The organism is Allobrachymonas sp., assembly GCF_041912815.1.
GTDB lineage: Bacteria > Pseudomonadota > Gammaproteobacteria > Burkholderiales > Burkholderiaceae_C > Brachymonas.
In genome coordinates, this window is record NZ_JAYRLV010000001.1 from 35324 (window position 1) to 50638 (window position 15315).

Annotated in this window: 11 protein-coding genes; 5 read left to right on the forward strand and 6 right to left on the reverse strand. The window is 64.5% G+C overall.

The features are described 5' to 3' along the window. Positions 1-33 precede the first annotated feature (33 nt). The 4 genes from ACE3P9_RS00175 (at position 34) to pabB (ending at position 7431) form a co-directional block, all read left to right on the forward strand. Positions 34-1431 (forward strand): aspartate aminotransferase family protein, encoded by a 1398-nt coding sequence (locus tag ACE3P9_RS00175; RefSeq protein WP_374490740.1) that lies wholly within the window; start codon positions 34-36, stop codon positions 1429-1431. A 181-nt stretch (positions 1432-1612) separates the two neighbouring features. Further along, a complete protein-coding gene (locus ACE3P9_RS00180) occupies positions 1613-3118 on the forward strand; it encodes a CoA-acylating methylmalonate-semialdehyde dehydrogenase (RefSeq protein WP_374490742.1) in 1506 nt (501 codons plus the stop codon). A gap of 257 nt (positions 3119-3375) precedes the next feature. Further along, the gene (locus ACE3P9_RS00185; RefSeq protein ID WP_374490744.1) at positions 3376-5289 is read left to right on the forward strand and encodes a PhoH family protein; all 1914 of its coding nucleotides are present in this window, start codon (positions 3376-3378) and stop codon (positions 5287-5289) included. A 204-nt stretch (positions 5290-5493) separates the two neighbouring features. Beyond that, positions 5494-7431: an aminodeoxychorismate synthase component I gene (gene pabB, locus ACE3P9_RS00190; protein WP_374490746.1), complete on the forward strand. Its 1938-nt coding sequence runs from the start codon at positions 5494-5496 to the stop codon at positions 7429-7431. Between the two features lie 30 nt (positions 7432-7461). On the opposite strand, the gene dnaB is transcribed toward pabB, so the two are convergent. After that, on the reverse strand, positions 7462-8865 hold the full coding sequence (gene dnaB, locus ACE3P9_RS00195; protein WP_374491631.1) for a replicative DNA helicase: 1404 nt from the start codon (positions 8863-8865) through the stop codon (positions 7462-7464). Between the two features lie 287 nt (positions 8866-9152). Between dnaB and ACE3P9_RS00200 the strand changes: the two genes are divergently transcribed. After that, positions 9153-10274, forward strand: a complete 1122-nt coding sequence (locus ACE3P9_RS00200) for a beta-ketoacyl-ACP synthase III (protein WP_374490748.1) — start codon at positions 9153-9155, stop codon at positions 10272-10274. A 109-nt stretch (positions 10275-10383) separates the two neighbouring features. Here the strand turns inward: ACE3P9_RS00200 and ACE3P9_RS00205 are convergent, their stop codons facing one another. From ACE3P9_RS00205 to rph, 5 genes are all read right to left on the reverse strand, one after another. Continuing rightward, complete coding sequence (locus ACE3P9_RS00205) at positions 10384-10722, reverse strand: P-II family nitrogen regulator (protein ID WP_374490750.1); 339 nt, start codon at positions 10720-10722, stop codon at positions 10384-10386. A 129-nt stretch (positions 10723-10851) separates the two neighbouring features. Continuing rightward, positions 10852-12579 carry an NAD+ synthase gene (locus ACE3P9_RS00210; RefSeq protein WP_374490752.1) on the reverse strand — a complete coding sequence of 576 codons (1728 nt, stop codon included), beginning with the start codon at positions 12577-12579 and terminating at the stop codon, positions 10852-10854. A 144-nt stretch (positions 12580-12723) separates the two neighbouring features. Further along, the gene (hemW, locus tag ACE3P9_RS00215) at positions 12724-13953 is read right to left on the reverse strand and encodes a radical SAM family heme chaperone HemW (RefSeq protein ID WP_374490754.1); all 1230 of its coding nucleotides are present in this window, start codon (positions 13951-13953) and stop codon (positions 12724-12726) included. Then, entirely contained in the window at positions 13950-14567 is a 618-nt protein-coding gene (gene rdgB / locus ACE3P9_RS00220; RefSeq protein WP_374490757.1) for an RdgB/HAM1 family non-canonical purine NTP pyrophosphatase, read from the reverse strand. The genes hemW and rdgB overlap by 4 nt, the downstream gene beginning before the upstream one ends. Positions 14568-14578: 11 nt before the next feature. After that, positions 14579-15313 carry a ribonuclease PH gene (gene rph / locus ACE3P9_RS00225; protein ID WP_374490759.1) on the reverse strand — a complete coding sequence of 245 codons (735 nt, stop codon included), beginning with the start codon at positions 15311-15313 and terminating at the stop codon, positions 14579-14581. Positions 15314-15315 lie beyond the last annotated feature (2 nt).

Genomic DNA, 15315 nt, shown 5'->3' on the forward strand with positions numbered 1-15315 from the left:
CGCTCTCCCCTGTTGCCCATGGAGCTGTCTCACATGAACCCGCCTGTTGCCGAAACTGCTGTGCCCTCATCCCCCCTCCCCGTCCCCACCCAGACGGCCGCCGATGTCCCGCTGCGTCAGGATGCCGCCTGGCTCGATGCCCACTGGATGCCCTTCACGGCCAACCGCCAGTTCAAGCAGGATCCGCGCATCATCACTTCGGCGCAGGGCGCCTATTACACCGACAGCGAGGGACGCAAGATCTTCGATGGTCTCTCTGGTCTGTGGTGCAGCGGTCTGGGACATGGCCGCCGCGAGATCAGCGAGGCAGTGGCCCGGCAGGTATCGCGGCTCGACTATGCCCCCGGGTTCCAGTTCGGGCATCCGCTGTCTTTCGCACTGGCCAACAAAATCAAGGCACTGACACCGGAAGGGCTGGACTATGTGTTCTTCACCGGCAGTGGATCGGAATCGGCCGACACGGCGCTCAAGATGGCACGTGCCTACTGGCGTGCCCGTGGTCAGGCCTCCAAGACCTGTTTCATCGGACGCGAAAAGGGCTACCACGGCGTGAACTTCGGCGGCATTTCCGTGGGCGGCATCGGCGGAAACCGCAAGACCTTCGGACAGGGCATCGAAGCAGATCACCTGCCCCACACGCAACCTCCCATGGGTTCCTTCCATCGGGGCCTGCCTCCCGAAGGGGGCCGTGCCCTGGCGGACCGGCTGCTCGACGTGATTGCCCTGCACGATGCCAGCACCATTGCCGCTGTCATCGTCGAGCCCTTCAGCGGGTCGGCCGGGGTGGTGATTCCCCCGCAGGGCTATCTGCAGCGCCTGCGCGAGATATGCACCCAGCATGACATTCTGCTCATCTTCGATGAAGTGATCACCGGATTCGGCCGCAGCGGGGCATGGACGGCTTCCGAAGCCTTCGGCGTCACGCCTGACATCCTGAACTTTGCCAAACAGGTCACCAACGGAGCCCAGCCGCTGGGCGGGGTGGTAGCCAGCAAGACGATCTACGACACCTTCATGGCAGCAGGTGGCCCCGAGTACATGCTCGAATTTGCCCACGGCTACACCTATTCGGCCCACCCTGTGGCCTGTGCGGCAGGGCTGGCGGCGCTTGATCTGCTGGAGCGCGAGGCCATGCCGGAACGCGCACGCACCCTGGCACCGTATTTCGAGCAGGCCGTGCACAGCCTCCGAGGGGCTCCCCATGTGGCCGATATCCGCAATTTCGGTCTGGCTGCAGGCATCAGCATCGCGCCTCTGCCCGGCGAACCTGCCCTGCGCCCCTACGAGGTGGCCATGAAGTGCTGGCAGAAAGGCTTCTATGTACGCTATGGCGGCGACACCATCCAGCTGGCGCCTCCCTTCATCAGTGAGCCGGCCGACATCGACCGTCTGGTGAGCGCCCTGGGAGATGCTCTCTCGGAGGTGGCCTGACAGTGCCCCTTCATGGATCCCTGGCTCAGAGCTCCCGCGCCTGCGGGGGCCTCTCTCCTGTGGGGGAGAGCCAGGTCCTGATGCTGCTTTTTCCCTCCCTCCCGGGCTGCATATCGACAGGCATGCGCCACAGGGTCGGAGGGAATTCCTTCTTCCCTTTGCCTCCCTCCCATTCACGACCATGCAGAAAATCATTGGCCATCTGATCGATGGCACCCTGGTGTCTTCCGATTCCTCCCGTACCCAGCCCGTGTTCGATCCCGCCACCGGAGCCATCCGTGCCCAGGTGGCACTGGCCGACGCTTCCACCGTCGGGGCCGCCATCGCCTCGGCTGAACAGGCCTTTCCGGCATGGCGCAATACGCCTGCGCTCAAGCGGGCGCGCATCATGGCCCGGTTCCGGGTTCTGCTGGAGGAGCAGGCCGACGTGATTGCCGCGCTGATCACGGCCGAGCACGGCAAGGTGCTGTCGGATGCGCATGGCGAGCTGCAGCGGGGCATCGAAAACGTCGAATACGCCAGCTATGCGCCGGAGCTGCTCAAGGGCGAGCACGCCCGCAACGTCGGCCCCGGCATCGACTCGTGGAGCGAATTTCAGGCCCTGGGGGTCACTGCAGGCATCACACCCTTCAACTTCCCTGCCATGGTGCCGCTGTGGATGTGGCCCATGGCTGTGGTCTGCGGCAACACCTTTGTGCTCAAGCCCTCCGAGCGCGCGCCGTCGAGCACGCTGTACATCGCCCGCCTGGCACTGGAGGCTGGCCTCCCCCCTGGGGTGCTCAATGTGGTCAATGGCGACCGCGAGGCCGTGGAGACCCTGCTGCACGACCCGCGGGTGCGGGCAGTGAGCTTTGTCGGCTCCACCCCCGTGGCCGAGCACATCTACGCCGAGGGCTGCAGGGCCGGCAAGCGCGTGCAGGCCCTGGGAGGCGCCAAGAACCATGCGGTGATCATGCCCGATGCCGACATCGCCCAGGCCGTGCATGCCCTCATGGGAGCGGCCTATGGATCCTGCGGCGAACGCTGCATGGCCGTGCCCCTGGCGGTGTGCGTGGGGGACCAGGTGGCCGATGCGCTCATTGCCGGTCTCAAGGAAGAGATTGCCGCCATGCACGTGGGGCCCGGCTCGGACAATACCTGCGACATGGGCCCGCTCGTGACCCGCCAGCATCTCGACAAGGTGCGTGGCTATGTCGATCAGGGTGTGGCCGAAGGTGCCACCCTGCTGGTCGATGGCCGGACGCTCACCGTGCCCGGACATGAGGAAGGCTATTTCATCGGCCCCTGCCTGTTCGACCATGTGCGACCCGGCATGACGATCTATCAGGAAGAAATCTTTGGGCCGGTGCTCGGCATTGTGCGTGTGAACACCCTGGCCGAGGCCATGCAGCTCATCGACGCACACGAATACGGCAACGGCACCTGCATCTTCACGCGCGACGGCGAGGCGGCACGCCATTTCACCGACCATATCCAGGTCGGCATGGTGGGCGTGAACGTGCCTCTGCCGGTGCCGGTGGCCTACCACTCGTTCGGAGGCTGGAAGCGCAGCCTCTTCGGCGACCTGCACGCCTATGGGCCCGATGCCGTGCGCTTTTACACCAAGCGCAAGACCATCACCCAGCGCTGGCCTTCGGCCGGCGTGCGCGAAGGCAGTGTGTTCAGCTTCCCATCGAGCCGCACCTGACCATCCCTGTGCCGGCAGGCATCCGGCCACCGGCACCGGGCAGGGTTCCGGCGCCAGTGGACACGGCTGCGGGAGCGACATGTCGCACCTTGCCGGCTGCAGGGGGGCGCAGCGTCATAGGGATGATGACGCTGCCGTGACAGAACCGCCACCGCAGGTTGTATATTGGCAGGCAACAGACACGCAAGTCCTTCTGGCACGCTGCCCATGCCGTGGTGGTGGTTGGTGTGTTGCCATAGACCTCATCTCCCGTACCCATGCCCCTGCCTCCTCCTCCCAAGAAACCTGCCAGCCTGCTGGATTCCCAATACTTCCAGCCGCGCAAGCTCTCCGAAGCCGACGCCGATCCTGCCGACGTGCCCCTGCAGGCCACGGCCTCTGCCGCAGAGACCGACTCCGCTCCTTCCCCGGCGGCACCCGCTCCGCGCAAGACAGCCACGCGCAAGCGCAAGGCTGCGCTCATGGAACCCATGCCTCAGGCCGAGCCTGCCGCTGCTCCCGAGGCGGCGGACACATCTTCCTCCTTGCCTGACACCGCAAAGCCTGCTGGCGCACCCGACCGGGCAGCCAAGCCCGCACGCCGCGCCCGCAAGAGCGCAGGGAATGCGTCTGCGGCATCGACGCCCGCTCCTGCAGCCCCTGTTGCCCCCGTGACAGCGCGCACCGCGCCGGCCGAACCGCAGCCGCGTGTCCCGGCCAGGAGCGTACAGACTCCCGTGCGCAGTGCCCCTCCTGCATCGCAGGCGGCCCCCTCGTCCGCAGAGGCACCGGCGGCCCGCAAGCTCTTTGTGCTCGATACCAACGTGCTCATGCACGACCCAATGAGCCTGTTCCGCTTTCAGGAACACGACATCTACCTCGCGCTCATCGTGCTCGAGGAAATGGACAACCACAAGAAGGGGGTCACCGAAGTGGCCCGCAATGTGCGCCAGACCAGTCGCACACTCGATGCCCTGGTCGAAGCCGTACATCGACAGGACCTGTCCGACGGCATGCCGCTCGACGCCACCGGCCACCGCGAAGCCACCGGCCGGCTCTTCTTCCAGACCGAGGCACTGCGCTCCACGCTGCCCGACTCCCTGCCCCAGGGCAAGGCAGACAACCAGATCCTCGGCGTCGTGGCTGCACTCGAACAGCTCCATCCCGGGCGCGAAGTGGTGCTGGTCTCCAAGGACATCAACATGCGTGTCAAGGCACGTGCGCTGGGTCTGCCCGCCGAGGACTACCAGAACGACAAGACCCTCGACGACGACGAGCTGCTCTACAACGGCACGCTTCCCCTGCCCCCGGACTTCTGGGACACCCCAGACCGGATCGAAAGCTGGCAGGAAGGTGCATACACCTTCTACCGCGTGCACGGCCCGCTTGCGCAGCAGATGCTGGTCAACCAGTTCGTCTACTTCGAGCAGCCCGGTGAACCCAGCCTGTACGCCCGCGTGGTGGAAATCCGGGGCGACAGTGCCGTGCTCAAGACCCTGCGCGACTGCACGCACCCCAAACACGCAGCCTGGGGAGTCACGGCCCGCAACCGCGAGCAGAACTTCGCCATGAACCTGCTGCTCGATCCCGAGATCGACTTCGTCACGCTCACCGGCACGGCAGGTACCGGCAAGACCCTGCTGGCGCTGGCCTGTGGCCTCACCCAGGTGCTCGACGAGCGCCGCTACACCGAGATCATCATGACCCGCGCCACGGTGAGCGTGGGCGAGGACATCGGCTTTCTCCCCGGCACCGAAGAAGAAAAGATGGGGCCCTGGATGGGCGCGCTCGACGACAACCTCGAATTCCTCACCAAGGGCGAAGGCTCGGGCAACGGCGGTGCCGGCGAATGGGGACGTGCCGCGACACAGGAACTGGTGCGCAGCCGCATCAAGATCAAGAGCATGAACTTCATGCGCGGCCGCACCTTCATGAACAAGTTCGTCATCATCGACGAGGCCCAGAACCTCACCCCAAAGCAGATGAAGACGCTCATCACCCGGGCCGGCCCGGGAACCAAGATCATCTGCATGGGCAACCTGGCCCAGATCGACACGCCCTACCTCACCGAAGGCTCCTCCGGCCTTACCGCCGTGGTGGACAAGTTCAAGGGCTGGCCCCACAGCGGGCACATCATGCTGGCCCGTGGCGAACGCTCCCGCCTGGCCGATTTCGCCAGCGAAGTGCTCTGAATCCACAGCAGGAGTCGCTGCAGCACCTGCTGTGACGATGCCCGGCAAGGCCTGCGGCACTGCGCCATGCAGTTCTGTAGTGCCTTGTCGCGCCGTGGTGTGCTGTCGTGTGCATGCTGCCCTTGGCCCTTGCCTGGCCAGCGCCCTGTCTCCGCTGCAGTATCGTCTTGCCCAGCCCTGTTTCCAGACATGCCGGACATGCCCATGCCCTCTCTTGCCGCCATCCGCATGGTGGTCGATTTTCCCGATGCACAGGGCGGGATGGAGCGGCTCGTCTTCACACAGGCGCACCGCGTATGCATGGCATGGCAGACCGATCAAGTGGCCGATGCGCTGGCGGAGGTCGATGCAGCCACGCGCCGGGGAGCCTGGGCAGTAGGCTATGTCGCCTATGAAGCCGCTGCGGCATGGCTGTCTCTGGCGACACCGCCTGCCGCATCGTCTTCTGTGCAGCCGCTGGTGGCCTTTGCCCTGTTCGACGCTCCAGATTCCGCCCCGGACTATGCCCAGGGCACCCAGGGCCTGCCCATCCATGCCGCCCAGCTCCCCGAATCTGCTGCGCCTGCGGATGCCCCTGTCTGGCACATGGCAGAAGATGCAGCCCAGCACCAGGCAGCCATCACAGCCATCCGGGAAGCGATTGCTGCCGGAGAGGTCTACCAGGTCAACCACACCCTGCGCCTGCATGCGCAGGCACGGACGCAGGCCTCCGAACACCCCTTGGGCCTCTGGCACTACCACGAGGCCTTGCGCCAGCGTCAGCAGGCCCGCTACAGCGCCTGGCTGGACTGGGGCGATGAACAGGTGCTGTCGCTGTCGCCCGAGCTGTTCTTCGACTGGGACCGGCACACGGGACACATCGTCACTCGTCCCATGAAAGGGACCGCTCCACGCGGTGCCACCCCGGCCGAAGATGCAGCACAGGCCCAGGCCCTGCGTTCCAACACCAAGGAGCGGGCCGAAAACGTCATGATCGTCGACCTGCTGCGCAACGACCTGGGACAGATCGCCACGACAGGCAGCGTGCAGGTTCCCCGGCTTTTCACGACCGAGCCTTACCCCACCCTGTGGCAAATGACGAGCACCGTGGAAGCCACCGTCAGGCCAGAGACCACCCTCCCAGATGTGTTGCGGGCGCTCTTTCCATGCGGTTCGATCACCGGAGCGCCCAAGCGCAAGGCCATGGCACGCATTGCCGGGCAGGAAGCCGAACCCCGGGGGGTGTACTGCGGTGCCGTGGGAATTGTGCATCCTTACAGGGCCGTCTTCAACGTCGCCATCCGTACCTTGGTGGCCGATGCCAGCGGCCGGCTTACCTCTGGCGTGGGCAGCGGGATCACCTGGTCATCAAACGCACAGGCCGAATATGCCGAAGCACAGCTCAAGGCCCGCTTTCTCGATACCCCTCCGCTGCCGCAGCCCGACTTTGCCCTGTTCGAGACCCTGCTGCTGGTCGATGGGCGCTATGCCCTGCTGCCCCTGCATCTGGATCGCATCGAAGCGTCGGCCCGTGCCTGGAACTTCCGCCCTGTGTCCCGCGCTCAGCGCAAGTCTGCTCTCGACGCCTGTGCCCGCATGCATTCCGGCGGATGCTGGCGGGTGCGCCTCGTGCAGACGGCCGAAGGCACCCTGTCGACCACTGCCACCCTTTTGCAGGGCGATGTTTCTCCGGCGCTGCGCATCTGGTCCAGCGATGGACTGGCGCCGGTTCACTGGCTTTCTCCTCCTGCAGGAGAGGCGCTGTCAGCCCCCCCCCAGCCCATAGCCTGGGCCGATGCTCCCATGCCAGACACCCTGCGTCCCTGGCTGCTGCACAAGACCACGCGTCGCAGCCACTACGACCGTGCCAGCTCCCTTCATCCCGACGCCTGGGATGTCCTGCTGTACACACACTCGGGCCAGATCACCGAAACCACCCGCGCCAACATGGTGCTGCATACCGCCGATGGCCGGTGGCTGACGCCTCCCCGTACTGCGGGGCTGCTGGCTGGCACGCTGCGCGAGGCACTGCTGCAGCGTGGCGTGCTGGAAGAAGCCCCCTTGCCCATGGAGCGGCTGCGGGTGCTGGCTCCAGACGAAACCCTGTGGGCCGTGAACAGCGTGCGTGGCTGGGTACGCATGGCCCCACCAGCAGACTCCTGACCCAGCCAGCGCCGAGCGGATGGCGCCCTCTCAGAATTCTTCGGGCATGCTGGCAAGGCTCTCGAACTTGGTCAGGGGCTTGATGAAGGCAAGCTTCACGGTACCGGTCGGGCCATTGCGCTGCTTGCCGATGATGATCTCGGCCACTCCGGGTTCGCGGCTTTCCTTGTTGTAGTAGTCATCCCGGTAGATGAACATGATGACGTCGGCATCCTGCTCGATGGCGCCTGATTCGCGCAGGTCACTCATCATGGGACGCTTGTCGGTACGGGTTTCCACGCTGCGGTTGAGCTGCGAGAGCGCGATCACTGGACACTGCAGCTCCTTGGCCAGCATCTTGAGGCCCCGCGAAATCTCGCTGAGCTCGGTGGCGCGGTTTTCGCTGCTGGCGCCCCCGCTGCCACTCATGAGCTGCAGGTAATCGACCACGATCAGGCCCAGCTTGCCGCACTGGCGCGCCAGCCGCCGGGCGTTGGCGCGCAGCTCGCTGGGCGTCAGGCCCGGCGTTTCGTCGATGTGCATGGACACGGTGCGCAGCTTTTCGATGGCCTCGGTCAGGCGGGGCCACTCCTCGTCGGTCAGCTTGCCGGTGCGCAGCCGCCCCTGGTCGATGCGCCCGATGGAACCCACGATACGCACGGCCAGCTGGGCAGCGCCCATTTCCATCGAGAACACGGCCACCGGCAGGCCTTCGGTCAGCGCCACATGCTCGGCAATATTGATCGCAAAGGCCGTTTTCCCCATGGAAGGCCGTGCCGCCAGAATCACCAGATCCCCCGCCTGCATGCCACTGGTCATGCGGTCGAGGTCATAGAACCCCGTGGGCACCCCCGTGATGTCATTGGGGTTGTCGGCCATTTCCTGCACCCGGTCGAGCAGCTCCACCACCAGCGATTCCATCGGCTGGAAGCCCTCCTTCATGCGGGAACCTTCCTCGCCGATCTTGAAGATCTTCTGCTCGGCCTGATCCAGAATCTTGTCGACCGGCATGCCCTGAGGATTGAAGGCGGTAGTCGCAATTTCGTCGCTGGCTGTCACAAGCTTGCGCAGGATCGATCTTTCACGCACGATTTCTGCATAGCGACGGATGTTGCTGGCGCTTGGCACATACTGCGCCAAGGCATTGAGGTAGATCAGCCCCCCCACCTCGTCGGCCTTGCCCAGGCTCTGCAGCGTCTCGAACACCGTGATCACATCGGCTGGCTTGCTGGCGTTGATGAGCTTGCCGATGGACTCGAACACCATCTGGTGCTCGTAGCGGTAAAAGTCCTTGGGGACCAGCAGGTCGGCCACGCGGTCCCAGGCATTGTTGTCGAGCAGCAGCCCGCCGAGCACGCTGGATTCGGCCTCCACCGAATGCGGTGGCACCCGCAGCTGGGCAATGCGCTCGTCGGAAGCGCCGCCATAGTCCGGATAGCTGGGGTAATCTGGCATGTCCTGCGGAATGTCGGGAAGGGCGTCCTGGGGGTGATTCATGATGGAAATGGGTAGATCGACTGGACATCCGGATACGGAAGCCAGGCCGATATGGTAGAGGATTCCCCCTCCACACCCTGTGCACAATCCTGTGGACAAGCTGTGATCTTCCGATTTTCTCAGGGCCATCGCCAGCCTGTTTTCCGTGGTCCATCCGGAGCAGCTCACCACCTTTTGCCCGTCTGGGCTCGCACGGCCCTGCATCGTACAATCGTTCGATTTTCTGCAACTTCCTCCTGTCCATCATGCATCCGGTCATCCTGAGCGGCAGCGGCCTCTGGGTCGCTCCCCACACCATCACCAATGACGAACTGGTCGCGTCCTACAACGCATATGCCCAGGCCTACAACGCTCAGCATGCGGCTGCCATTGCGGCCGGCGAACAGGCGGCCCTGCCGGAATCCAATGCGGCCTTCATCGAGAAGGCTTCGGGCATCCGCCAGCGCTACGTGATCGACAAGGAAGGCGTGCTCGATCCCCAGCGCATGCGTCCGCGTCTGGTTCCGCGTCCCGACGACGAGCTCTCGCTGATGGCCGAAATCGCCGTCGATGCAGGCCGCCAGGCGCTCGAAGCCGCCCGTTGCGATGGCCGGGACCTCGATCTGGTCATCTGCGCCGCCTCCAACATGCAGCGTGCCTACCCGGCCATGGCCATCGAGATCCAGCATGCCCTCGGTGCAGGCGGACATGCCTTCGACATGAATGTCGCCTGCTCCTCGGCCACCTTCGGCATCAGTCAGGCAGTCAATGCCATTGCCACGGGACAGGTCCGACGGGCGCTGGTGGTCAATCCCGAACTCACTTCCGCGCATCAGGCATGGATGGACCGGGACTGCCATTTCATCTTTGGCGATGTCTGCACCGCCGTGGTGCTGGAGCGCGCTGGCGACTCCGTGGCAGCGCATCGCTGGGAAGTGCTCGGCAGCCGGCTGGCCACCCGCTTCTCCAACAACATCCGCAACAACGCCGGCTTCATGAGCCGTGCCGAGGACCGCAACCCCGCAGACCGGGATCAGCTCTTCATGCAGGAAGGCCGCAAGGTGTTCAAGGAAGTCTGTCCCATGGCTGCGGAACACATCACCGCCCAGATCGAGGACTGTGGCCACCTGCCGGAACATATCCGTCGGTTCTGGCTGCATCAGGCCAATCTGAGCATGAACCACCTGATCGCCAGGCGCCTGCTCGGACACGAGCCCTCCTTCGACGAGGCGCCCGTGATCCTCGACGAATTCGCCAATACCGCGTCGGCTGGCTCGATCATTGCCTTCCATCGCCACCAGCAGGACCTGGAGGCAGGCGACCTGGGCGTGATCTGCTCCTTCGGGGCCGGCTACTCCATCGGCAGTCTGCTGCTGCGCAAGCAGTGAAGGCTCGCCCCGTTTCCTTCCCAGCTGCCACACCAAACAGCAAGGCTCCCACCCCCTGAACGGGAACGGGAGCCTGGTGATGCCGGAGGGGCTTGGGCAGCCCCGCTGATCAGATGGCGTCTTCGTTCATCTCGCCCGTGCGAATGCGGATCACGTTCTCGACCGGCGACACAAAAATCTTGCCGTCTCCGATCTTGCCGGTGCGCGTGGCCTTGATGATGGCATCGACGCAGCTGTCCACATCGCCATCGTTCACCACCAGCTCCACCTTCATCTTGGGCAGAAAGTCCACCACATATTCAGCGCCGCGATACAGCTCGGTATGTCCCTTCTGGCGACCGAAGCCCTTGACCTCGGTCACGGTCAAGCCCGTGACGCCACATTCGGCCAGTGCCTCGCGAACCTGGTCGAGCTTGAACGGCTTGATGACGGCGGTAATCTGTTTCATGGGGGAAAGGTCTCCTCAGCTGACAAAAACACAATAAAACGACAGGGCTCTCGTACGCACCTGTCCGCATGCAGGACTTTACCCCATGCCGCGCCGTCCTCTGGAGAACGCGTGCAGGGGCGAGTGAATTCACTCCATGCGCTCGCGGAAGGCATTGACCAGCGGATAGCGCCAATCCTTGCCGTAGCTGCGGTGCGTGATGCGGATGCCCACAGGCGCCTGCTGGCGCTTGTACTCGTTGATGCGAATGAGCCGAGTCACCTGCTGCACTGCCTCGGCTGGAAGCCCATCGGCAACGATGTCCGCCATGGGCACATCGTTTTCCATGTAGCGCATCACGATGGCATCGAGCACCTCATAGGGAGGCAGGCTGTCCTGGTCGGTCTGGTCGGGCCGGAGTTCCGCACTCGGCGCACGGGTGATGATCCGGTCGGGAATGGGTTCGCGCCCAGTCCCGTAGGGATCATGCGCATTGCGCCACCGCGCCAGCGCATAGACCTGGGTCTTGAGCAGGTCCTTGATGGGAGCGAATCCGCCGGCCATGTCCCCATACAGGGTGCAATATCCTGTGGAGAGCTCGCTCTTGTTGCCCGTAGTGAGCACCAGACAGCCCAGCTTGTTGGAAATGCCCATCAGCAGGGTGCCACGGATGCGCGCCTGAATGTTCTCCTCGGCTGTATCCTCGGGAAGCCCCTCGAACACGCCCGCCAGTGCCGACCGGAACGCCTCGAAGGCGGGCAGGATGCGGATCTCGTCGTACCGCACCTGCAGCCGCTCCGACATGTCGCGCGCATCGAGCCAGGAAATATCGGCCGTGTAGGGCGAAGGCATCATCACCGCACGCACGTTGTCGCGCCCGAGAGCATCCACCGCAATCGCCAGCACCAGGGCCGAATCGATGCCTCCGGACAGCCCCAGCACCACCCGCTCGAACCCGCTCTTGCGAACGTAGTCGCGTGTCCCCGTGACCAGGGCGTGCCATACCTCTTCGCTGCTGAATCGGTGCTGGTAGGGCGGCAGGCCGATCACACCATCGCGTTCTGCCGCAGGTTCGATGCGGGCCTGCAGCCCGCACGGCAATCCGGGCGCCACAGGTGGCTCCACGTCCACCCGCCAGAAATCCTCGACGAAGCTGCGTGCACGTCCAGCCAGGGTGCCATCTGCATGCATGCAGAACGATCCCCCGTCGAACACCAGTTCGTCGTGTCCCCCCACCATGTGGGCATAGAGAGTCGGCACCTTCAGCCGGCTCGACAGCTCGGCCAGCCGGCGCTCCCGATCCCGCGCCTTGCCCATGTGGTAGGGAGAGGCATTCACGATGGCCAGCACCTGTGCCCCTGCGGCCACAGCAGCAGCACCCGGCTCGTCGAACCAGCAGTCTTCGCAGATCAGCAGGCCTATGCGCACGCCCTGCACCTCGATCACACAGGGAGCCGTGCCGGGAGTGAAATAACGCAGCTCATCAAACACCTGGTAGTTGGGCAATTTCTGCTTGGCATACCAGGCCACGCGCTGCCCTTCCCGCAGCACGGACACGGCATTGTGGTGCTGCGGCACAGTCACGCAGCGCGTGCGCAGGCTGTCATTGCCACTGGGGTGACCCACCACCACGGAGAACCCCTTCAGATCGGACAGCGCACTGGCGACAGCCTCCACGGCTTCGTCGCAGGCCTTCTGAAACGCCGGCCGCTGCCACAGATCCTGTGCCGGATAGCCGCAGATGGACATTTCGGGCGTGAGCATCAGGTGCGCTCCATCCGCATGGGCATGCCGTGCTGCCCGAATGATGGCCTCGACATTGCCGGCAAAATCACCCACCCGGGGATTGAGCTGGGCCACATGGATACGCAGAGTCATGAAGATCGTGGTGAAGAAAGAAAAAACACAGAATCCAGCGCTACCGCAGACAGTGTCATCGCACCAGCCGGACTGACCTGCCTGCGATTATGACGCAGCCCACGACGCCCCTCCCGATGGGCGGCCGCACCCTGTGCGAGCCCCTCACGGCAGAAACAGCTCCTGCAGGTCACTCAGAAAATCGAATCCCCGCTCCGTGGGACACACATGATGCAGATCGCGGGTGATCCATCCACGGCGCTCGGCTTCGTCGAGTCCCCGTTCCACGGCAGTAGGTGCAAGCCCCGTGTGCTGCACGAACAGGGCCGGATCGAACCCATGGCGCAGCCGCAGCGCATTGAGCATGAACTCGAAGGGCAGCTCCTCCCGCGCCACTTCGTGCTCCTGCGCCAGTGCATGCCCTTCGAGAGCCTGCTGCATGTAGCGCTGCGGATCGCGGACCTTGATCTGCCGGACCACACGGTGGGCAAAGCTGATCTTGCCATGCGCTCCGGCCCCGATGCCGAGATAGTCGCCGAAGGTCCAGTAATTGACGTTGTGCACGCACCGATGTCCCGGTCGTGCGTAGGCCGATACCTCATAGCGGTCCAGTCCCACCCGTGCCGTGGCTTCGGTCAGGACATCGAGCATGGCGTAGGCGGTATCCTCGTCGGGAAGCGCCTGCGGAGGATATTTGGCAAAGTAGGTGTTGGGCTCGACCGTGAGATGGTAGATGCTGAGGTGCGGCGGCTCAAAGGCCATGGCCTGTGCAATGTCCTGCTGCAATTCCTCCCCCGTCTGCCCCGGCAGGGCATACATCAGGTCGAGATTGAATGTCTGGAAGCTGCGGGCCGCCTCCTCCACAGCGGCGCGCGCCTGCCGCCCGTCGTGTACCCGGCCCAGCGCCTGCAGATGCCTGTCGTTGAAGCTCTGCACACCCATCGACAGCCGCGTCACCCCTGCTGCGGCAAAGGCAGCAAACCGCTCGCGCTCGAAGGTGCCTGGATTGGCCTCCATGGTGATTTCGCACAGCGGCACCAAGGGCAGGAGTGCACGGATGCGGCTGATCAGCTCGGCCACGGCATCGGGCGAGAACAGACTGGGCGTGCCTCCACCGAGAAACACACTGTGCACAGGACGTCCCCAGACCAGAGGCAGGGCCTGCTGCAGGTCGGCCATCAGGGCATCGATGTAGGGCTGCTCGGGCAATGGGGACTCAGAGGTCGCCCACGCATGCGAATTGAAGTCGCAATAGGGACATTTGCGCAGGCACCAGGGCAGATGCACATACAGAGACAGTGGAGGCAGCGAGGCCAGCTGCAGGGCTCCGGGCCGCATGTAGTCCATGATGTCCCGCACCGGCTCGGTGGCAGCCACTATCGCAGGCAGGGTCATGGACGTGCCGCCTCCGCAAACCAGGTGGCTCGCAGCAGGCGCAGCATCTCCTGCGCTGCCTGTCCACGGTGGCTCAAGCGGTTCTTTTCCTCGGGAGGAAGCTGGGCAAAGGTGCAGCCCTTCGAGGGAATGTACATCACAGGGTCGAACCCGAAACCATGCGTGCCCACGGGTTCGCGCGTGATTTCCCCCACGGCCCGTCCCACGGCCACCAAGGGCTCGGGATCATCGGGCGAGCGCAATGCCACCAGCGTGCTCACCAGAGCCGCGCGTCGCCGGGGTTCCTCGCGCATCTGTTCGAGCAGTGCCCTGACATTCTGGTCATCTCCCTTGGGATAGCCGAACTGGGTGGCATAGTAGGCCGTCTGCACGCCGGGCAGGCCACCAAAGGCATCCACGCACAGCCCCGCATCATCGGCAATGGCCGGCAGTCCGGTCAGACGGCTGGCATGGCGTGCCTTGGCCAGAGCGTTTTCCAGAAAGGTGTGAAAGGGTTCCTCAGCCTCGGGAACTCCCAGCGCTCCCTGGGGCACCAGCTCCACGCCCAGGACACCGAAGAGGGCCTGCAGCTCCACGAGCTTGCCCTGATTGTGCGATGCGAGAACGATGCGCATGCCGATCGCCCTCACTCTGCCAGCGCGCGCGCCTGCAGCGCATGCAGCTCCACAATGCCCTTCTCGGCCAGTGCCAGCAGGGTATCGAGCTCCTGTCGGCTGAAAGGAGCTCCTTCGGCTGTCCCCTGCACCTCGATGAAACGCCCTGCTCCGGTCATCACCACATTCATGTCCGTGTCGCAGCACGAATCCTCGGTGTATTCCAGATCGAGAAGCGGAGTGCCGTTCACGATGCCCACGGAAATGGCTGCGACCGGCTCCCGCACGGGACTCTGCGCGAGCTTGCCTTCGCGCATCAGCACGGCCACGGCATCCTGCAGAGCCACATAGGCGCCGGTGATCGACGCAGTGCGGGTACCGCCATCGGCCTGCAGCACATCGCAGTCGAACTGGATGGTGCGTTCGCCCAGCGCCTTCAGATCCACCACTGCGCGCAGGGAACGGCCTATGAGCCGCTGGATTTCCTGCGTGCGGCCCGATTGCTTGCCCTTGGCTGCCTCGCGGGCCGTGCGTGTGTGGGTGGAGCGGGGGAGCATGCCGTACTCAGCCGTCAGCCATCCCTCGCCGCTGCCCTTCTTGAACGGGGGCACCTTTTCTTCCACGGAGGCAGTGCACAGCACCTTCGTGTTGCCGAACTCGACCAGCACCGATCCTTCGGCATGCATGGTGTAGTGGCGGGTGAGGCGCACAGGGCGCATTTCATTCGGGCGGCGACCGCCCGAGCGTACATTCGCTTCGGTTGTCATGG